Source organism: Klebsiella sp. MPUS7, from assembly GCF_009905335.1.
In the GTDB taxonomy this organism is placed as follows: Bacteria; Pseudomonadota; Gammaproteobacteria; order Enterobacterales; family Enterobacteriaceae; genus Klebsiella; species Klebsiella grimontii.
In genome coordinates, this window is sequence record NZ_CP047604.1 from 1632420 (window position 1) to 1652881 (window position 20462).

The 20462-nt window shown below is 56.5% G+C and carries 19 protein-coding genes; 6 read left to right on the forward strand and 13 right to left on the reverse strand.

Annotated features, from left to right (window positions below):
- Window positions 1–26: 26 nt before the first annotated feature.
- Window positions 27–1034 carry a nucleoid-associated protein YejK gene (yejK, locus tag GUC22_RS07780; RefSeq protein ID WP_004122954.1) on the forward strand — a complete coding sequence of 336 codons (1008 nt, stop codon included), beginning with the start codon at window positions 27–29 and terminating at the stop codon, window positions 1032–1034.
- 50 nt (window positions 1035–1084) lie between these two features.
- Here yejK and GUC22_RS07785 read toward each other — a convergent pair whose 3' ends face one another.
- Window positions 1085–1843 carry a DeoR/GlpR family DNA-binding transcription regulator gene (locus GUC22_RS07785; RefSeq protein ID WP_004133903.1) on the reverse strand — a complete coding sequence of 253 codons (759 nt, stop codon included), beginning with the start codon at window positions 1841–1843 and terminating at the stop codon, window positions 1085–1087.
- Between the two features lie 80 nt (window positions 1844–1923).
- Between GUC22_RS07785 and GUC22_RS07790 the strand changes: the two genes are divergently transcribed.
- Window positions 1924–2517 (forward strand): NUDIX domain-containing protein, encoded by a 594-nt coding sequence (locus tag GUC22_RS07790; protein ID WP_004133905.1) that lies wholly within the window; start codon window positions 1924–1926, stop codon window positions 2515–2517.
- Window positions 2518–2578: 61 nt separating this feature from the next.
- Here the strand turns inward: GUC22_RS07790 and rplY are convergent, their stop codons facing one another.
- Together rplY and GUC22_RS07800 are read right to left on the reverse strand one after the other, a co-directional pair.
- Window positions 2579–2863, reverse strand: a complete 285-nt coding sequence (gene rplY / locus GUC22_RS07795) for a 50S ribosomal protein L25 (RefSeq protein ID WP_004122948.1) — start codon at window positions 2861–2863, stop codon at window positions 2579–2581.
- A gap of 137 nt (window positions 2864–3000) precedes the next feature.
- The gene (locus tag GUC22_RS07800) at window positions 3001–4758 is read right to left on the reverse strand and encodes a DEAD/DEAH box helicase (protein ID WP_049088483.1); all 1758 of its coding nucleotides are present in this window, start codon (window positions 4756–4758) and stop codon (window positions 3001–3003) included.
- 147 nt (window positions 4759–4905) lie between these two features.
- Here GUC22_RS07800 and rsuA point away from each other — a divergent pair, with 147 nt between their 5' ends.
- The 3 genes from rsuA to GUC22_RS07815 all read left to right on the forward strand — a co-directional run bounded on the left by rsuA (window position 4906) and on the right by GUC22_RS07815 (window position 7493).
- A complete protein-coding gene (rsuA, locus tag GUC22_RS07805; RefSeq protein WP_098066637.1) occupies window positions 4906–5625 on the forward strand; it encodes a 16S rRNA pseudouridine(516) synthase RsuA in 720 nt (239 codons plus the stop codon).
- Window positions 5622–6818 (forward strand): Bcr/CflA family multidrug efflux MFS transporter, encoded by a 1197-nt coding sequence (locus GUC22_RS07810; RefSeq protein WP_004122939.1) that lies wholly within the window; start codon window positions 5622–5624, stop codon window positions 6816–6818. Before rsuA ends, GUC22_RS07810 begins: the two co-directional genes overlap by 4 nt.
- Before the next feature lie 330 nt (window positions 6819–7148).
- Window positions 7149–7493 (forward strand): YejG family protein, encoded by a 345-nt coding sequence (locus GUC22_RS07815; RefSeq protein WP_004133916.1) that lies wholly within the window; start codon window positions 7149–7151, stop codon window positions 7491–7493.
- A 3-nt stretch (window positions 7494–7496) separates the two neighbouring features.
- On the opposite strand, the gene yejF is transcribed toward GUC22_RS07815, so the two are convergent.
- The 10 genes from yejF to yeiP form a co-directional block, all read right to left on the reverse strand.
- Window positions 7497–9086: a microcin C ABC transporter ATP-binding protein YejF gene (gene yejF / locus GUC22_RS07820; protein ID WP_024359221.1), complete on the reverse strand. Its 1590-nt coding sequence runs from the start codon at window positions 9084–9086 to the stop codon at window positions 7497–7499.
- A gap of 1 nt (window position 9087) precedes the next feature.
- Window positions 9088–10113 carry an ABC transporter permease gene (locus GUC22_RS07825; protein WP_004132447.1) on the reverse strand — a complete coding sequence of 342 codons (1026 nt, stop codon included), beginning with the start codon at window positions 10111–10113 and terminating at the stop codon, window positions 9088–9090.
- Window positions 10113–11207 carry a microcin C ABC transporter permease YejB gene (locus GUC22_RS07830; RefSeq protein WP_004122930.1) on the reverse strand — a complete coding sequence of 365 codons (1095 nt, stop codon included), beginning with the start codon at window positions 11205–11207 and terminating at the stop codon, window positions 10113–10115. Before GUC22_RS07830 ends, GUC22_RS07825 begins: the two co-directional genes overlap by 1 nt.
- 9 nt (window positions 11208–11216) lie before the next feature.
- Entirely contained in the window at window positions 11217–13022 is a 1806-nt protein-coding gene (locus GUC22_RS07835) for an extracellular solute-binding protein (protein WP_049131241.1), read from the reverse strand.
- Between the two features lie 70 nt (window positions 13023–13092).
- Complete coding sequence (locus GUC22_RS07840) at window positions 13093–14655, reverse strand: cyclic di-GMP phosphodiesterase (RefSeq protein ID WP_024359218.1); 1563 nt, start codon at window positions 14653–14655, stop codon at window positions 13093–13095.
- 190 nt (window positions 14656–14845) lie between these two features.
- A complete protein-coding gene (gene mepS / locus GUC22_RS07845; protein WP_004122922.1) occupies window positions 14846–15415 on the reverse strand; it encodes a bifunctional murein DD-endopeptidase/murein LD-carboxypeptidase in 570 nt (189 codons plus the stop codon).
- Window positions 15416–15841: 426 nt separating this feature from the next.
- On the reverse strand, window positions 15842–16555 hold the full coding sequence (locus GUC22_RS07850) for a phosphatase PAP2 family protein (RefSeq protein ID WP_024359217.1): 714 nt from the start codon (window positions 16553–16555) through the stop codon (window positions 15842–15844).
- Between the two features lie 35 nt (window positions 16556–16590).
- Window positions 16591–17568, reverse strand: coding sequence for a CobW family GTP-binding protein (locus GUC22_RS07855; RefSeq protein ID WP_024359216.1), 978 nt, complete (start codon window positions 17566–17568; stop codon window positions 16591–16593).
- A gap of 119 nt (window positions 17569–17687) precedes the next feature.
- Window positions 17688–19154: a mannitol dehydrogenase family protein gene (locus tag GUC22_RS07860; protein ID WP_049131229.1), complete on the reverse strand. Its 1467-nt coding sequence runs from the start codon at window positions 19152–19154 to the stop codon at window positions 17688–17690.
- Between the two features lie 316 nt (window positions 19155–19470).
- Window positions 19471–20043, reverse strand: coding sequence for an elongation factor P-like protein YeiP (yeiP, locus tag GUC22_RS07865; RefSeq protein WP_004122911.1), 573 nt, complete (start codon window positions 20041–20043; stop codon window positions 19471–19473).
- Between the two features lie 148 nt (window positions 20044–20191).
- On the opposite strand from yeiP, the gene GUC22_RS07870 reads away from it, so the two are divergent.
- Window positions 20192–20446 (forward strand): YkgJ family cysteine cluster protein, encoded by a 255-nt coding sequence (locus GUC22_RS07870; protein WP_004870363.1) that lies wholly within the window; start codon window positions 20192–20194, stop codon window positions 20444–20446.
- The last annotated feature ends 16 nt before the right edge of the window (window positions 20447–20462 follow it).

The window sequence follows — 20462 nt, forward strand, 5'->3', positions numbered from 1 at the left end:
CGCCCGGTCTAAAAGGAGAGTTTAACATGAGTCTGGATATCGACCAGATTGCCCTGCATCAGTTAATCAAACGTGATGAACAAAATCTGGAGCTGGTGCTGCGCGAGTCACTGCTGGAGCCGACGGCGACGGTGGTGGAGATGATGGCCGAACTGCATCGTGTCTACAGCGCGAAAAATAAAGCCTACGGCCTGTTTAATGAAGAGAGCGAGCTGGCGCAGGCGCTGCGCGGGCAGCGTAAGGGCGAAGAAGCGTTCCTGCCGTTCAGCCGCGCCGCTACCGGTCGCCTGCGCGACGAACTGGCAAAATATCCCTTTGCTGAAGGCGGAATCGTGCTGTTTTGCCAGTATCGCTATCTGGCGGTGGAATATCTGATGGTGGCGGTGCTGAACAATTTAAGCAGCATGCGCGTCAACGAAGAGCTGGATATCAGCTCCACCCATTATCTGGATATCAATCACGCGGATATCGTCGCCCGTATTGATTTAACCGAATGGGAAACCAACCCGGAGTCAACCCGCTATCTGACCTTCCTGAAAGGCCGGGTAGGGCGCAAGGTGGCGGATTTCTTTATGGATTTCCTCGGCGCCAGCGAAGGGCTGAACGCGAAAGCGCAGAACCGCGGCCTGCTGCAGGCGCTGGATGATTTCGCCGCCGATGCGCAGCTGGATAAATCTGAGCGTCAAAACGTGCGCCAGCAGGTATACAGCTACTGCAATGAACAGCTGCAGGCCGGTGAGGAAATCGAGCTGGAGTCGCTGTCAAAAGAGCTGGCGGGCGTCAGCGAGAAGACGTTTCAGGAATTTACCGCCGAACAGGGCTACGAGCTGGAAGAGAGCTTCCCGGCGGATCGCAGCACTTTGCGTCAGTTAACCAAGTTTGCCGGCAGCGGCGGCGGGTTAACCATTAACTTTGACGCGATGCTGCTGGGCGAGAGGGTATTCTGGGATCCGGCCACGGATACCTTAACCATTAAAGGCACGCCGCCTAACCTGCGCGATCAGCTGCAGCGCCGCACCTCGGGCGGGAATTAAAACGCAAAATCCCGACGCCGGGTCGGGATTTTTTTAGCCTTGGGCCTGAGCTATCCGGCGCAGACGATCTCTACGCCATCGATGGCTAACTGCTGGCGCAGCGTCTCGTCTAACGTCGTATCCACGATCAGCGTACTGACCAGACCCAGCCCGCCGATAGCAAAAGCCGACGCGGAGTTCAGCTTCTCTTGTGACGCCATCACCACCGTTTCGGCAGCCCGCGTCGCCAGCGCGCGCTTGATCCCCGCTTCTTCATAATCGCCGGTGGTGAATCCCGCCCGCGGGTGAACGCCGGTGACGCCCATAAAAAACAGATCGGCATTGATGCGGGAAATACTTTCCAGGGCAGCGGACCCGACGCTGACCACCGAATGTTTAAACAACCGGCCGCCAATCAAAATCACCTCGATCAACGGTTTATCCACCAGCGCGACGGCGATCCCCGGACTGTGGGTGACCACCGTACACGCGAGGGTAGCCGGCAGCAGGCGCACCATCTCTCCGGTGGTGGTGCCGCCGTCGATAATCACCACCTGGCCGGGTTGAATGAGCTCTACCGCGCGCTGGGCAATGGTCTGCTTTGAGGCCATTTGCACGCTCTTTCTTGTTTCAATGGGCGCGATGGCTTCGGAAACCGGCAGCGCGCCGCCGTGGACGCGCTGCAGTTTGCCTTCCGCGGCCAGCTCCCGCAGATCCCGGCGAATGGAGTCTTCTGAGACGCTAAAGCGCTGGCTGAGATCCCCTGACATCACCTGTTTTTCCTCGGCGAGGATCTGCAAAATTTGCTGTTTTCTCTGGCTGGCGAGCATCAAAACACCTTCATGATTGATCTTGTTTGTGCACGATTATGCATGTTATGTTGCTCTCTGTCACCTAAAAGGGGAAAAACATGCACGCTGACGCACCGCGCGTTCGCCATATCCGCGAAACGCTGTTATCGGACAACTGGTATACGCTCAAGAAATATACTTTCGAACTATTGCGCCGGGACGGACGCTGGCAGGAGCAGAGTCGGGAAGCTTACGACCGCGGCAACGGCGCGGTGATTTTACTCTACAACCGCGAAAAGCAAACGGTAGTGCTGGTTCGCCAGTTTCGCTTTCCGGTGTGGATTAACGGTCATGATGGATTTTTGATCGAAGCCGCCGCCGGACTGCTGGATAACGCTTCGCCGGAGGCGCGCATCGTTGCCGAAGCCGAAGAGGAGACCGGTTTTCGCGTCACGCGGATTGAGCCGGTATTCACCGCTTACATGAGCCCCGGTTCGGTGACGGAGAAGCTTTACTTTTTCATCGCCGAATACTCTGCCGACGATCGGCGCGGCGACGGTGGCGGCCTGGCGACGGAAGGGGAAGATATCGAGGTGCTGGAGTGGCCGCTGGAAAAAGCGCTGCGGGCTATTGGCGAAGGGGAAATCGTCGATGCGAAAACGATTATGCTGCTGCAGCATCTGGCGCTGAATGCGGCAACGCTGTTAGCCTGATAAACAAAACGCCCCGAACCTTGCGGAGCGGGGCGTTTGCCATACAACTTTCAGTCGGCGATTAAGCGCGAACGAAGTCGATGTGAGTCAGCTTCGGCTTGAACGGGTGGCGCTGAACAGCCTGAGCTTTAACTTTCTCTTCTTTGCCATCAACAACGAGGGTCAGAACTTCGTTGTAGAACTCAGCGTTGTTCTGCATGTTCCACACTTTGTCGTGATCCAGTTCGATTGCTACTGGCGCAGCTTCGCCGCCATAGATGATGGCCGGGAATTTGTTAGCTGCACGCAGGCGGCGGCTCGCACCCTTACCCTGCTCTTTACGTAATTCTGCATTGATAGTAAACATTGATGTCTCTCTATATATAAATCCTGCTACAGGCGACCCAGCAGCAGGCAGATTATCTGCTTTGCGAATGCAAAAGCGGGCGGCATTATAGCTGCCATACGTTTTTGCGGCAACCAAAACCTCAGGCGCGCGGAGGATTAGCGCAATTCATTGGCCCGGCGAAATCGGCCCTGATAATCAAATACTTTCTCCCGCACCTGCCAGTATTGCCCCTTCATGCGCGCCACGACAAAGTCCGGATGGCGCAGCAGCGCCTGCTGGGCGATGATATCGGCGGGCGTTATCCAGCGCAGCGGCACGCCCGGCGTTCGGGTGTGCGGGCGGATAAAGAGCTGCTCAAAGGCGGTGCGCTGGGCGGGGGTATGCAGGCGGAAGCGCTCGCTGACGTCCGCGCCATCTTCATCGTAATAGGTGATTTTCAGCCAGCTGCCTTTATCATCCGCGCCGTGCTGCAGATCCATTCCGCTACAGCGCAGCACCAGCGCGTCTTTTAGCTTCAGCGCGGCTTTCAGCATGTCATCGGGGTCGACCAGAATGGTATCGCACTCGCGGCAGCGGCGGGCGGCGATATCGTTTTCCGCGTTGCACTGCGGGCAGTTTTTGAAGCGAAAGCGAAAATCACACTGCTCGCGATGGCCTTCGTCATTTTCAAACCAGCCCTGGCAGCGACGGCCAAAGTGTTCAATCAGCGTGCCGTCGGCGGTGGTTTTCCCCCAGAACGTATTGGCGAACCCGCATGCCGGGCAAAACACCTGGACCGGCACGTTGTCGCTTTTTCCTTTCGGCGTCCCCACTTCCGGAGCATAGAGATCGTGCGGATTCCCGGCGTAATCAAGGATCAGGCAGTCGGTTTTACCCGGCGCCAGGCGCAGGCCGCGGCCGACGATCTGTTGGTAAAGACTCACCGACTCGGTCGGGCGCAGGATGGCGATCAGATCGACATGCGGCGCATCAAAGCCGGTGGTCAGTACCGCGACGTTGACCAGATAGCGATACTGCTGGGCTTTAAACGCTTCAATGATGCGATCGCGCTCCGGCCCCGGCGTTTCACCGGTAATTAAAGCCGCTTCGCCCTGCGGAAGTAACCCGGTCACTTCACGGGCATGTTCAACGGTGGCGGCGAAAATCATCACCCCTTTACGCGTTTGAGCGAACTCGACGATTTGGCTAACGATATGCGGCGTGACGCGCTGCTGTTTTTTCAGCTCATGGTTCAGGTCGGCCTCGCTGAACAGGCCATTGCTTTGCGCCTGGAGACGGCTGAAGTCATACTGAACCACCGGCATATCCAGCCGCTCCGGCGGCGTCAGGTAGCCGTTCTTAATCATATAGCGCAGCGGCAGCTCGTAGATGCAGTCGCGAAACAGCGCGTTTTCATCGCCGCGCACCATGCCGTGGTAGTGGAACTGGTAAATCCATCCCTTACCGAGGCGAAAAGGCGTGGCGGTCAGCCCCAGCAGGCGCAGATGCGGATTGACCTGCTGAAGGTGGCTGATGATCTGCTGGTACTGGCTGTCATCATCGTCGCTGATGCGGTGGCACTCGTCGACAATCAGCAGCGAAAACTCCCCCTGAAACTGGTCAAGGTTGCGGGCGACCGACTGCACGCTGCCAAAGACCACTTTACCGTGGCTCTCTTTGCGCTTAAGGCCCGCGGCGAAAATATCCGCCTCCAGGCCGAGCGCGCAATACTTGGCGTGGTTCTGCGCCACCAGCTCTTTAACGTGCGCCAGCACCAGTACCCGACCGCGCGCCAGGCGCGCCAGTTCGGCGATGACCAGGCTTTTACCTGCGCCGGTCGGCAGGACAATCGCGGCGGGTTCATGGTGGCGGCGAAACCAGGCGAGCGTGGCGTCGACCGCTTCTTTTTGGTAGGGACGTAGTGTAAAGGTCATGAATTTATAGCGGTTAATTAACTCGCGAATAGTATGCCACGAATCTTTTCCCTTGAGTGGTGTTAATAGCTCGTTATACTACCTATGAAATTCTTCTTTTTCGGGCGCGTTGCCCGCTCCAGCACTCTTACAGGCTAAAAAAATCTCATGCGACTTGATAAGTTTATCGCTCAGCAACTTGGCGTTAGCCGGGCTATTGCCGGGCGTGAAATCCGCGGCAGCCGCGTTACCGTGGACGGCGACATTGTAAAAGACACTTCCTTCAAGCTTCTGCCGGAGCACGACGTCGAGTACGACGGCAATACGCTGGTTCAGCAGAACGGCCCGCGCTACTTTATGCTTAACAAGCCGCAGGGTTACGTGTGTTCCACCGACGATCCGGATCATCCGACGGTGCTTTATTTCCTCGACGTGCCGGTGGCGCACAAGCTGCATGCCGCGGGTCGCCTGGATATCGACACGACCGGGCTGGTGCTGATGACCGACGACGGTCAGTGGTCTCACCGCATTACTTCTCCTCGCCATCATTGTGAAAAAACCTATCTGGTGACGCTGGAAAACCCGGTTGACGAGACGACCGCCGAGCAGTTTGCCAAAGGCGTTCAGCTGCATAATGAGAAAGAGCTGACCAAACCGGCGGTGCTGGAAGTCGTGACCCCGACCGTGGTCCGCCTGACCATTAGCGAAGGGCGCTATCATCAGGTTAAGCGAATGTTTGCCGCGGTGGGTAACCATGTAGTGGGCCTGCATCGCGAACGTATTGGCGACATTGCGCTTGATGCGGCGCTGGCGCCCGGTGAGTATCGTCCGCTGACGGAAGCTGAAATTGCCAGCGTCGGCGGCCAACATGCGCGGAGTAAAACGTGACGGCAAAGCAGAATTCTTCATTAGGGATTGTGTTTATTCTTGGCCTGCTGGCGATGTTAATGCCGCTGTCGATTGATATGTATCTTCCGGCGCTGCCGGTGATCGCGGCGCAGTTTAACGTGCCGGACGGCAGCGCGCAGATGACGTTGAGCACCTATATTCTGGGCTTTGCCCTCGGCCAGCTCTTGTATGGCCCGATGGCGGACAGCTTAGGGCGTAAGCCAGTTATTCTTGGCGGTACGCTGGTTTTTGCCGCGGCGGCGGTGGCCTGCGCGCTGTCGCAGACTATCGATATGCTGATTACCATGCGCTTTTTCCACGGTCTGGCGGCCGCGGCGGCGAGCGTGGTGATTAACGCCCTGATGCGCGATATCTATCCCAAAGAAGAGTTCTCGCGGATGATGTCGTTCGTCATGCTGGTGACGACCGTCGCGCCGCTGGTGGCGCCGATGGTCGGCGGCGCTGTACTGGTGTGGTTTAGCTGGCATGCGATCTTCTGGATCCTCGCGCTGGCTGCTCTTTTAGCCTCGGCGATGATCGCGTTCTTTATTAGCGAGACCCTGCCGCCGGAACGCCGGCAGAAGTTTCACATTCGTACTACGCTAGGCAACTTCGCGACCCTGTTTCGCCATAAGCGGGTGCTCAGCTATATGCTGGCAAGCGGCTTTAGCTTCGCCGGGATGTTCTCGTTTCTGAGCGCCGGCCCGTTTGTGTATATCAATATTAACCACGTTTCCCCGCAGCACTTTGGCTACTATTTTGCGCTGAACGTCGTCTTCCTGTTTGTCATGACCATGATCAACAGCCGGTTTGTGCGGCGGGTTGGGGCGCTGAATATGTTCCGCGCCGGGCTATGGATCCAGTTTGCCATGGCGGTATGGATGGTGGTGTGCGCGCTGTTTGACGTGGGTTTTTGGGCGCTGGTGTTTGGCGTAGCGGCGTTCATCGGCTGCGTTTCGATGGTCTCTTCCAACGCGATGGCGGTGATTCTCGATGAGTTTCCGCATATGGCGGGGACCGCTTCCTCGCTGGCAGGCACTTTCCGTTTCGGCATTGGCGCCATTGTCGGCGCGCTGCTATCGATGGCAACGTTTACCACCGCCTGGCCAATGCTGATTTCCATCGCCTTCTGCGCCAGCAGCTCCATTCTCTTTTATCTCTACGCTAGCCGACGGCGCAAAGCCGCGCGCTAAGCGACTTTCAGGGGGCGATATCGCCCCTTTTTTTGATGCATATCAACCGAAGCCGGCTTCTCAGTTCAGTAATTTGTTTATTTTATGTAAAATCAAATCGCTCTAAAAGTCGCATGATTGCGATAAAAAAGTTGTTTTAGATCACAGAAACGGGTACATATAGCCCGAAGATGTTCCACCTGCACAATTATAAACTTTTACATTACAAACCAATAACACGGCTATGCCACTGGTGTAAGCGTTTTCTGTGCAGGATCAGGACTAGTTGTCAATAATGTGTTAGTATTGATGTAAAATTATTGTGAAGTATTTTGCTTCCGGGGTAAACACGTGAATACACTGCAACTCTCTATCGTACACCGTCTGCCGCAGAGCTATCGCTGGCTGGCCGGTTTTGCAGGTTCAAGAGTTGAACCGATTCCGCAAAACGGCTCGCAGAGTGAAAACAGCCTCGTGGCGTTGAAACTACTCAGCCCCGATGGCGAAAGCGCGTGGCCGGTCATGCATAAACTCAGCCAGGCCCTTAGCGACATCGAGGTCGACAGTTCTGTCGTGGAATGCGAAGGGGAACCGTGCCTGTTTGTTAACCGTCAGGACGAATTTGCCGCGACCTGTCGCCTGAAAAATTTCGGCGTGGCGATTGCTGAACCCTTCTCCGGCAACAACCCCTTCTGACCGTCAGCTCAACGCCAGCAGCTGACGGGTATACTCCTGCTGCGGAGCGGTAAATACGCGCTCGCACTCACCCTGCTCGACGACTTCTCCCTGCCGCAGCACCATCACCTGATGACACAGCGCCCGTACGACGCGTAAATCATGGCTGATAAAAATATAGGCCAGCTGATGCTTTTGCTGTAACGCCTTCAGCAGCGCGAGGATTTGCGCCTGCACGGTTTTATCCAGCGATGAGGTGGGCTCATCCAGCACAATAAGCTGCGGTTTGACGACCAGCGCCCTGGCGATAGCGATGCGCTGACGCTGGCCGCCGGAGAAGGCGGCAGGGTAGCGATGCCGGGATTGCGGATCGAGACCTACCTCCTGCATCGCCTGAATCACCGCCTGTTCCCGTTCGGCGGGCGTGAGCGTCGGCTGATGAACGCGCAGTCCCTCTTCAATAATTTGCAGCACGTTGAGCCGCGGGTTTAACGATGAGTTAGGGTCCTGAAACACCACCTGCATGCGGCGACGCAGCGGCAGCATTTGCTGACGGTTGCGTCCCTGAAGCGCCTCACCGTCAAAGGCGATCGCGCCAGCGGAATGAATCAGACGCAGAAGCGCCAGCCCGGTGGTGCTTTTGCCCGATCCTGACTCGCCGACCAGCCCCAGCGTTTCTCCCGCGCGCAAATGAAAACTGACGGCATTAACGACGCGGTTATGATCGACAACCCGTCGCAGCAGACCTTTACGTATCGGAAAGGCGATACTCAAGTTTTCCGCCCGCAGTAATACCGGGGCATCGGGCGCGAGCGGGACGGGATCGCCCGACGGCTCGCTGTCCAGCAGGCGGCGGGTATAAGGGTGTTCGGGGGCGAAAAACAGCGCCTGGCAGCCGTTTTGTTCGACGCAGCGGCCGTTCTGCATCACCGCGACGCGATCGGCGAGCTGACGAACGATGCTCAGGTTATGGGTGATAAACAGCAGCCCCATATTTAACTCTTGCTTCAGCTCGCGCAGTAGCGTGAGGATTTGCGCCTGCACCGAGACGTCCAGCGCGGTAGTGGGTTCGTCGGCGATAAGCAGCTCCGGGCGGGTCAATAGCGCCATGGCGATCATCACCCGCTGGCGCTCGCCGCCGGACAGCTGATGCGGATAGTCAGCCAGCCGCCGGGGCGCATTGCGGATCCCGACGCGCTCCAGGCAGTCGAGGATTTCTCCGCGCGCCGCTTCTTTACGCATCCCGCGATGCAAGGAGAGCACTTCGTACAGCTGTTTTTCCAGGGTATGCAGCGGATTAAGCGAAACCATCGGCTCCTGGAAGATCATCGCGATGCGGTTACCGCGCACGCCGCGCAGGGTGCGCTCATCCGCGTGCAGCAGCGACTGACCGTGAAAGCGGATATCGCCGGTGGGATAGCTGACCGGCGGCGACGGGAGCAGCCGCAGCACCGATAGCGCGGTTACGCTCTTACCGGAGCCGGACTCGCCGACCAGCGCCAGGGTCTCGCCGACGGCAATCTGCAGCGACAGTTCGCTGACGACGGAGGTGGTTTCTCCCTGCTGGCGAAAGGCGATGGAGAGGTTATCGATATCTAACAGAGGTTGCGTCATGCTACACCGCCTTGCTTGGGTCAAAGGCATCGCGAACCGCCTCACCAATAAAAATCAATAACGTCAGCAGCACCGCCACCGACAGAAAGGCGGCGATGCCCAGCCAGGGCGCCTGAAGGTTGTTTTTACCCTGCAACAGCAGTTCACCCAGCGAAGGAGAGCCCAGCGGCAGGCCAAAGCCGAGAAAATCGAGCGAGGTCAGGGTGGTTATCGAACTGCACAGAATGAACGGCAGGAAGGTCAGGGTGGCGACCATGGCGTTAGGCAGCATATGGCGCAGAATAATCGCGCGATCGCTGACGCCAAGCGCCTGCGCGGCGCGGATATAATCATAGTTACGGGTGCGCAGGAACTCGGCGCGGACGACGCCGACCAGCGTCATCCAGCCGAACAGCACGGTAATGGCCAGCAGCCACCAGAAGTTGGCCTGCACAACGCTTGAGAGCAGGATAATCAGAAACAGCGTCGGCATTCCCGACCATACCTCGATAAACCGCTGTCCCCAGAGGTCAATCTTTCCACCGTAATAGCCCTGAACGGCGCCGGCCATCACGCCCAGCACGCTGGAGAAGAAGGTCAGCAGCAGACCAAAGAGAATGGAAATGCGCGTACCGTACAGAATTCGCGCCAGCACGTCCCCGCCGTTGGCATCGGTGCCAAGCCAGTTCTGGGCTGACGGCGGCGAAGGGAAGGGCGCATCGGTGGCGAAATTTATGGTCGTCGCGCCGAACCGAACCGGCGCCCACAGGGCCCAGCCGTTATCGTCCAGCCGCTTTTGCAGCCACGGGTCCTGATAGTCGGCGGCGGTGGCAAAGCTGCCGCCGAAGGTGGTCTCGCTGTAGTTTTTCAGGAGCGGGACGTAGAGGCTGCCGCGGTACTGGACGAGTAGCGGCTTATCGTTAGCAATCAGCTCGGCGCACAGGCTACAGGCGAAAAGCGCTAAAAAGATCCATAGCGACCAGTAGCCGCGGCGGTTGTGGCGAAAACGCGCCCAGCGGGCCTGATTGACGGGACTAAAAAATGACATTAGCGGCCCTCAAAATCGATACGCGGATCGACCAGCGTATAGCTGATATCGCTGATGATATTCAGCAGTAGGCCAATCAGGGTAAAAATATACAGCGTGCCGAACATGACCGGGTAATCGCGAGATACGGTGGCTTCATAGCCCAGCAGCCCCAGTCCGTTAAGCGAGAACATGACTTCAATCAGCAGCGAGCCGGTAAAAAACATGCTGATAAAGGTAGCCGGGAAACCGGCGATCACCAGCAGCATCGCGTTGCGAAACACGTGTCCCCAGAGGATCTGCTTTTCGCTTACCCCCTTGGCGCGGGCGGTAACCACGTACTGCTTGCGGATCTCATCAAGAAAGCTGTTTTTGGTCAGCATCGTGAGGGCGGCAAAACCGCCGATCACCGTTGCCAGCACCGGTAGGGTGATATGCCAGAGATAGTCGAGGATTTTTTGGTACCACGGCAGGCTGTCGAAGTTGGCGGACACCAGCCCGCGTAGCGGAAAGAGATCGAAATAGCTGCCGCCGGCAAAGATAACGATCAGCAAAATGGCGAACAGGAACGCTGGGATCGCATAGCCGATAATAATCAGCGTACTGCTCCAGACGTCAAAATGGCTGCCGTTGCTGACCGCTTTACGGATCCCCAGCGGAATCGACACCAGATAGATAATGAGCGTACTCCATAAGCCCAGGGTGATAGAGACCGGCAGGCTGTCTTTAATCAGCTGCAGCACCGATGAGCTACGAAACAGGCTATCGCCAAAATCAAAGCGCAGGTAATCTCCGAGCATTTTAAAATAGCGCTCGTGCAGAGGCTTATCAAAGCCGTAGCGGTGGGTTATCTCGGCAATCACTTCCGGGTCCAGCCCGCGCCCGCCGCGATAGTGCCCATCGCTGATGTTGCTGACGCCGGTACGCGCATGGCTGGCGGCCATCCCGCCGTCACCGGCGCCGGGCAAGCCGCCGCGATCGCCGAACTCAATCGCCGCAATCGCCTGATCGACCGGGCCGCCGGGCGCAATCTGCACAATAAAAAAGTTAATGGTGATAATCGCCCACAGGGTGGGGATGATGAGCAGTAGTCGGCGGAGCAGATATGCACCCATCTTAATTCCTTAGCGTCTGTCCGCGGGGAGTCTGGCCGCTTTGCTTGCGTCGTACCACCCGTTTTCGAAACCGGAGGAGTAGATCGCGCGGGTCTGCGGGAAGGAGAATTTGTCCCAGTATGCGGTTCGGTCCTGGGCCATATACCACATCGGCAGCATGTAATAGTTCCACGTCAGCACGCGGTCGAGAGCCCGGCCCAGCGGCAGCAGCTTTTCTTTATTACCCTGCCAGCGAATAATCTGCGCGATGAGCTGGTCGACGGCCGGGCTTTGGACCCCAGAGGCGTTGTAGCTGGAGTTAATATATTGGGAGTCCCAGGAGACTTGCAGGCCGGTGTCGGGCCAGGGCGTGGCGCGCCAGACGTTTGGCATCATGTCGTAATCCCGACTGCGCTTGCGATTGCTGTACTGGGAGTTGTCGACCTGGCGGATATCCATAACGATGCCGAGCCGCTGAAGATTGTGCTGAAAGGGCAGGACCCAGCGATCGCTGCTGCCGGAGGGAAGCAGCAGCTCAAAGCGTAACGGTTTGCCGCTCTTCGCATTCACCCGGCGCTGGTTTTTCACTATCCACCCCGCCTGGTTAAGGATGGCATCCGCTTTCAGCAGGTTTGCGCGAGCGAAACCATCGCCGCTGGAAATTGGCGGCCGGTATATCTGCGTGAAGACTTCGGCCGGGATCTCTTTTTTCAGCGGCGTCAGCAGCGCCAGCTCGTCGGCATCCGGATAATCGCGCGCCGCGTATTCGGTATTCTGAAAGAAGCTGTTGGCGCGGCTGTAGGAGCCATAGAACAGCGCCTTATTCATCCATTCAAAATCAAAGGCGAGGGTGATGGCTTCGCGCACCCGGCGGTCGGAAAATACCGGGCGCTGAATATTAAACGCCAGCCACTGCGTGTTCTGCGCCGAAGTGTTGGTGTATTCGTCTTTGACGATATAGCCGTGGGTAAAGTTGCGTCCAACGTAGCGGGTCGCCCAGTTTTTGGCAACGTTCTCTTCGCGGCGGTCGACGGCGCCGGCCTTAAAGGCTTCGAAAGCAACGTTGTCATCCAGATAATAGTCGTAGCGCAGCGAGTCGAAATTCCAGCGCCCGCGGTTGACCGGCAAATCGGCAGCCCAGTAGTCCTTTACCCGCGAGTAGGTAATGTACTGGCCCATGCGCCAGGCGGTGATGCGATACGGGCCGCTGGCCAGCGGCGGCGCAGAGAGCGGGTCGCTGAGCTTATGATTCCTCCAGTATTTTTCCGGCATAACGGGCAGCGTCATCAGGCTAAGCATGTTCTCTTTGCCCGGGGCGGCTAAATCAATGCGCACGGTGAGCGGAGCGATGGCTTTTACGCGGGTGCCTTTATAATAGAGGCGAAACTGCGGTACCCCTTCGGTCATAAACTTCTGGAAGGTAAACGCGACATCGCTGGCGGTGATGGGGCTGCCGTCGTGGTAGCGGGCGCGCGGATTGAGCGTAATCTCCATCCACGAAAAATCATCGGCGTAGCGCGTATGCTCGGCAATCAGCGGATAGTAGCTGCCGGGCTCATCGTCAGAGGTGGTGAAGAGCGTATCGTATAAGCTTTCGGTACGAATACCCGGGTTGCCGCGCAGGGCGTAGCGGTTGAAATTATCAAAGGTACCGATGGCGGCGAGGGTAATTGCGCCGCCTTTAGGCGCGGCGGGATTGGCATAATCGTAATGGGTAAAGCCTGCGGCGTATTTCGGCTCGCCGATAATCGCGAACCTGTCGCTCTCTTTAATGGTTTGCGCCTGGCTCTGCAGGCTAAATAAGGCCAGCAGTATCAGGCTGATGCGCGCAAAAATAACCAGGATCTCGTCCTCCCATGCCGGGCCTGAAACGGCCCGGCCTCTGATAGCAAATAATAAAGGACCCTTAGCGGGTTGGGAAATATTTCGCCGGTTCATCATGGGCGGCGATCAGCGCTTCCAGCGTCAGCGGCCGGCTTAGCCAGTATCCCTGCAAATAATTTACCCCATGATCGCGCAGCCATTCCGCCTGCTCCTGCGTTTCCACGCCTTCGGCGACGGTGGTGAGCTTCAGCCGGCGGCTTAGGGTGATAACCGCGTCCAGCACCGGCGAGGTCACGGTCTCCGTGCCGATAGCCTGTACGAAGCCGCGGTCTATCTTCAGGTAATCAAAGTTATAGCGTTCCAGATAAATTAGCGCGCTATGGCCAGTACCGAAATCATCTATCGCAATTTCAAAACCCTGCTCGTGCAGCCAGTCGAAGTTTTCTAAGGAACGATTTTTATCGATCATCGCGCGCTCGGTGATTTCCAGCACCACGCTAAAATGGTCGGTCGGCATAGCGGCGGTAAATCGCTGCAGATCCTGCTGAAAGCTCCCGGCGTGTAGGTGAATGGGGGAAATATTGATCCCCAGCTTGCTTCCGGCGGGCAGGAGCGTTTGCAGAACAGGCGCATCCTGCGCAATCAACGTTAAGAGATGGCGGGTAAGCGGAACGATGATCTGCTGGGTTTCTGCAAGGTTGATAAAGACATCGGGAGGGATCTCGCCGGCCACCGGATGCCGCCAGCGCATCAGCACCTCAACGCCGCTGATTTGTAGCGTCTCTGACCTCACCACCGGTTGATAGACCACGTAAAACTGATCGTTTTTGATGGCCAGCAGAAGCTCTTTACGCGGGTCCGACTTAATGGTGAGGACGTAGTAGCTTAAAAGCCCGGCCAGCAGTCCGCACACGACACCCAGTAGCAGAGCGAACTGCGTATTCTCCGCCAGCCAGCTGTTGGCGTAGAGATAGACTTTCAGCGGCAAGCCGTCAATTTGCGTCTGGCGAATGGGCGGCGAGAGCAGGGTCTGCGGGTCGATGAGTTGGTTACTGAAGGTAGAGATGGCGACGTCCTTAATGGCCAGCGCCAGGCCGCTGAAATCATTCTGTCGCGCTGAATAGAGGATATAGGGCGTCAGGTTGGCATTAATCGAGACAAAAATACCGTCTTTCCCGCCGTGGGGGCTACGAACCCACAACGCCAGCGCGGCGCTTTTGGGCATCATTGGCGTCCCGGGCAGAATCGCCATATCGACCGCTTGAGTAACATCAAGCTGCGGTATGAGCTGGGTTAAGGGCGTACTCATCGCGCCTGTAGCGGAGGAACAAAACGCGAGGCCATTTTTGACCAGCAGGACGGCGCGTACGTTTGGGCTGAAGGCCGCATGGGCGGTTAAGCCTGAGGCAACGTTCTCACATGGCTCATCGACCAGCGGCTGCAGGCCGTGGATAGTCTGATTTAAATCGTGAAAATAGTCCTGCAGATAGGTATGGACGTTGTTAATAATGACGTCAAAACGCTCCGCCCGGTTGTGATAAATCACCATAAACTGGATGCTACCGGCCAGCAGGGCGACGGCTATTCCAATACATATACTGGTCAGCCAGTTTTTTCGCCGGGGAGCGAGGTGACGGGTAGGCATAGGCTATATAGTCAGTCCGTATTGTTGATGTGCGCCAAAGGGCTGATAGAAAAACGCTTTTTCTATCCCTGCTTAAAGACATAGCTTATTTTACGAAGTTTATTGGCTGGCGAGCAAAAAAAAACACCGCCTCGGCAGTGTTTTTTTGTTTCTTCCGTTGGCCAAGGGATTAACCAACGGCAGAAGACGATTACGAACGGCTCAGAACGCGTCGCGCTTCGTTATAGCGCTTTTTCCAGTATGGCTCATCCATGCTTGAAATGGTCACACCGCTGCTGGTGGATGCATGAACAAACTGATTGTTGCCGATATAGATACCAACGTGGCGGCCCGTGGAGCCGGCGCGGAACAGAACTAAATCACCGGTACGCAGCTGGGCGCGGCTGATCGATTTTCCGGAATCCTGCTGCTCTGAAGTGGAGCGCGGCAGTTCCAGGCCAAACTGTTCACGGAAAGTCCGTTGCACAAAGGCGGAACAATCGATGCCTTTACGGGTGCTGCCGCCGAGGCGGTAACGCACGCCCTTCCAGCTGGCATACTGATCCATCAAGCGGGACTTCACGTCCAGGTTGCGGACCATCGTTTCAAATTCATCCTGAGAGGCTTGCAGTGATGATAAATCGCCACTACCCACAGCAAGCGTCTCAGAATGCATATTTCTGGCGGTACTATTTGAACTACACGCGGAAAGCAGAACCGCAACTGCAATCGCGGGGGCGACCCGCAAGATATATCTCAAAATCGGCTGAGATTTGACCATGCTGTGTGTTATCCCTTGTTGTCCTTAACGACAATGTCGTTATAAAAAATGCCAAACGTGTTAGAGCCTAATTACCTGGTCGCAATGAGACAATTCCGTAAGCATAAAACTGTGGAGTCACGCACAAATTTATTCATTCTATGAATTGATGTTGCTGACGAGGCAAAACGAGATTGAGGTTACCCGATCAACCGGGGGATGGCGAGCGGTTTTACGCATTTTCTTATAAGTATTTTTGCGACAAAAAGTGAATCATCGGCAAAGGACAAAATAGCGGCAGTGGTGGGTAAAAAATACGCAATTTACTCATTTTTAAGATGATTAATATGACAGGAAGATGATACGTGATGAGAAAACAGGCGCGGGCAAAAAAAGGGACCCAGAACGATCCCTTATGAATGATATTAATTAATTGTAAAGATAGATTTAATTTTTTGCTTTTCTACCCGGAAGGTGGCGCTCAAATAAGGCAATAACCTTATCGCTCAATGAGGTCATCAATACCCAGGGGGCGCCAATGAGCACCGCCGTTAATGAGCCGACTGCAATATCGGTAAACCAGTGGGCGCCAATCATCACGCGTGGGAAAGCGAACACCACGAATATCACCAGCGCGATAGCAAACGCCCGGCGACCAAAATAACGCCACATAAATGACGCAAATATCAGCAGCATCATCCCGTGATCGCCCGGGAAGCTATCTTTTGAAGCGTCTTTGGTGGGGAATGAGATCACATCGCTCACTTTGGTGATGTCGGTAAAAGAGAGCGAAGGGCTGGCGCGCTTAACCGGCATCAGGTGCTGGGCCAGCTGATTGATAATGACGGCAGCTAGCAGCATCACCAGGCCGATGATAATCACCCGGCGGCGTCCGGCGCTCTGCTCTTTGAACCAGAAGCTCAGCATCAGGCTGCCCATCGCCAGTAGCGAGCAGGCGTCAAAGGCGCGGTTATTGATAATCGCCAGCAGCCAGGTATAGGCGGTGCTCACGCCAACCAGGTGATTAAAGAAATAGAAGATCGCTGAGTCCAGCGGATTCCAGAAACCATGGTTAACGGGAAGGTACCATGAACAAAAAAGCGCTATACCCGCCGCGTTCAGCAGCAGGATAAGGGGAATTCGATTTTTAATCATAACTATCATGTATTGGGTAAACGACGGCAACCATAGCCGTCTTAACTTAAACGAATCCTCAACAAGGAGGCCTGCAGTGCGTTCCAGTCCGTCTCAGTATCGGCAATCAGCTCGATGCGGCTGTCGGGTGGGGAGACGTTCTGCGTCTCAATATGCAGATCAAGCTGTTGACGATTGATCCGTACCAGCCCCTCCGCAATGCGCATAACGCCTTTGACGCGCCCGACCGGCGCCAGGCGCGCCCATTCGAGCAGGGCAACGGTGTCGAAAACGGTTTCAGCGTCAAAAATCCAGCCGCAGGCGTGATAGCCCTGACCGCTATTGAGGCTGCGGCGCCAGCGCTGATGGGCGGGGAGGCTCAGTGCCGCAAGGCCTTGTTTCTGCTCGTGGCCGTGGGCGTGTTCGGCGCTGGCGGGGAGCGGCGCAAGGTTGCGGCGCGGTAAATCAAGCAGCGCCGGGTCGATATTACCCCGCGTAGCGCTGACGAATCGGCGATCGCCTGCGTAGGCTTGCCACCATGCGGCAAAGGCGCGTTGACTCTCCTCCGTCGAGCGGTCGGCTTTATTGCTGATAATAACGTCAGCGGCCGCCAGCTGGTCACGAAAGTTGTCGTTGGTCACCGCTTTTTCGTCCAGCAGCTGGCGCGGGTCCAGCACGCACAGGGTAGCGCGCAGGTCGATCCACGGCTCGTATACCGCGGCGGTCAGCATATCGAGGATCTGTTTAGGATGGCCCAGCCCGGTGGGTTCTATCAGCAGGCGATCGGGTTTGCCCTGGCGTAGCAGGGTATTGAGCCCGACCTGCATTGGCAGGCCGTTTACGCAGCACATACAGCCGCCGGGGATCTCTTTGAGCAGCGCGCCGCTTTCCGCCAGCAGCGCGCCGTCAATACCCACTTCACCAAACTCGTTGACCAGCACGGCCCATTTTTCATCCGCGGGCTTATTGGCCAGCAGATGCAGAATCGTCGTGGTTTTGCCGCTGCCGAGAAACCCCGTGATCAAGTTGGTTTTGGTCACTTTTTCTCCAGGATAAATGTAATGTTGTAACAGTTACGCCTATCCTGACGAAAAAAAGGGAGAAAGAGAAGACTTAGCGCGGACAGAAGGGGATTCTGTCCGCTAAAAGGCAGTTATTGTTAAGCGTTCAGCGTGCCGGCAATCGCCTGACGCGCGCCAAAGGCGGCAAGCTGATGCCATGCGGCGGTGATGTAAGCGACAAACTGCGGATCCTGCGGCAGGTCGCGGCCGAAGATCTCCTCAAGCGTAAGCAGGGCCGCCACGCGCTGGTGTTCATCGCTGGCGGAGACCAGTTTCTGTATCTTATCGGCCAGCGGATCGCGAATATCAATCGCATTTCCGCCATCGTCAATACCGCTGACGTAGCGCATCCAGCCCGCGACGCCGAGCGCCAGCAGCGGCCAGTGGCTGCCTTGCGCAAGGTGGACGCGAATACCGTCAAGCATACGTTGCGGCAGCTTCTGGCTGCCGTCCATGGCGATTTGCCAGGTGCGATGCTTCAGCGCCGGATTGCTGAAGCGTTCGATCAGGCTGTCAGCATACGCCGTCAGATCCACGCCCTGGATAGATAAGGTCGGCGCCTGTTCGTCAAGCATCAGGCGGTAGGCGGCGCTGCGGAAAATCGGATCCTGCATGCAGTCGCTAATATGCGCATGACCCGCCAGATAGCCAAGCCAGGCGAGGAACGAGTGGCTGCCGTTGAGCATCCGCAGCTTCATCTGTTCCCACGGCAGTACGTCATCGGTCATCTGAACGCCCGCGATTTCCCACGCCGGGCGTCCGGCAACGAAGTTATCTTCGATAACCCACTGAATAAAGGGTTCGCAGCTGATAGCGCAGGGGTCTTCTACGCCCAACGCGGCGCTAATTTCCGCCAGCGATTCATCGGTGGCGGCTGGCACAATGCGGTCAACCATGGTGCCGGGAAAGCTGACGCGCTCGGCGATCCACTGCGCCAGCTCCGGGCTCCGTTTTTCGGCCATTCCCAGCACGGCGTTTTTCACCACATGCCCGTTGTTGGGGATGTTATCGCAGGAGAGGACGGTAAACGGCGGTAGTTCACGCTGACGGCGGCGCGATAAGGCTTCGACCAGAATGCCGGGAACCGATTGCGGCAGCGTCGGGTTTTGCAGATCGTGGATAATGCGCGGCTGCGTCATGTCCAGCAGGCCGCTGGCCGGATCGATGCAGTAGCCTTTTTCGGTGATGGTCAGAGAGACGATGGCGACCTGCGGTTCGCAAAATTTCTCAATAATCGCGGCCAGCGAATCCAGTTTTGCGTTCAGGCATTCATGGACGGCGCCGACCACGATTGGCTGATTGCCCTCGGCGCCTTTTTCCAGCACGGTAAACAGGTGGTCCTGCTGGCGAAGCTGGCTCATCAGCCGATCGCCGCTGAACAGGCTGATCTCACAAATCCCCCAGTCCCCGCCGCCGGCGTTAAGCACCCGATCGGTGAGGAGCGCCTGGTGCGCGCGATGAAACGCGCCGAAACCAAAATGCACAATACGCGAACGCAGCTGGCTGCGGTCATATTGAGGGAGCTGTACGCCTTCCGGCAGCGTAGCCGTAGCTATGGTAGTCATTCTTAACACACCTGATTAACGGATAATTAACATTCCCAGTGTAAAGTTATATGACAACAAATTAAATTGGTGAGCCTTGTTTATCCGCTTAATGTGAGCTCGGTCATCATTTTTTGGCTGGCTACCCGGCTGGCTTGAAAAGCGGGCGCGCTTAATGGCGGAAAGGAGCGACAGTTTAATTATTTTTGGTATAACAACTTTGCGGCGAGTGAAGGGAGAGCAACGTTGCCAGCAGAGAGAGGGCCAGGCGCTGCGGATAAGGTGCGAAAAAAAGGACAGCCGCTGGCTGCCCTTTATGATGTTGCAAACGCAGAGTTTAGTCCGCGCGGCCCATGTAGCGGCTCTCTTCGATATGGATACGAATGCGCTCGCCCGCGCTCAGGTATTCAGGCACCTGAACGACCAGGCCGGTGCTCAGCGTCGCCGGTTTGTTACGGGCGCTTGCGGATGCGCCTTTGATACCCGGCGCCGTCTCTACGATTTCCAGATCCACGGTCTGCGGCAGCTCCAGCGCCAGCAGCTGGCCGTCCCAGGTCAGAACCTGCATATCCGGCATGCCGCCTTCCGGCATAAACAGCAGCTCTTCTTCGATCTGCTCTTTGGTGAAGATATACGGGGTGTAATCTTCTTTATCCATAAAGACGTATTCGTTGCCATCGATATAGGAGAAGTCAACGAAGCGGCGGGTCAGGGTGACGGTATCGACGATGTCGTCGCCTTTAAAGCGTTCTTCCACTTTCAGGCCGGTGCGCACATCGGAGAAACGCATTTTGTACAGCGTCGCTGCGCCGCGGGCGCTCGGTGACTGAATATCAATATTTTTAACAATCAGCAGTTTGCCGTTGTAATTCAGCACCATACCTTTTTTAATTTCATTCGCTCTTGGCATTGCAGTCATCCTGTCACTTAAAGGGTCGAAAATATCGCGTAAAACTACTCGCGCCGGGCCTTTCAGGCAAGTGGAATTCGCCTGTTTTGCTATCTTCAGGCAAAACGTTTAGGCTGGGCTGCTAAACGCGTTATCGGAAGAGTCGATTATGGAATGCCGCCCTGAATGCGGAGCTTGCTGTATCGCTCCTTCTATCTCCAGCCCTATCCCGGGCATGCCGCAGGGCAAGCCGGCAAACACCCGCTGCGTACAGCTATCGGAAAATAACCTGTGTCATATTTTTGGCTCGCCGTTAAGGCCGAAAGTATGCGCCAGCCTGAAGCCGGAAGCGGAAATGTGCGCCACCAATCGCGATGACGCCATGATCTGGCTGCTTCATCTTGAACTGAGCACTTCATCGTGACGACGCAAGCCGGCGC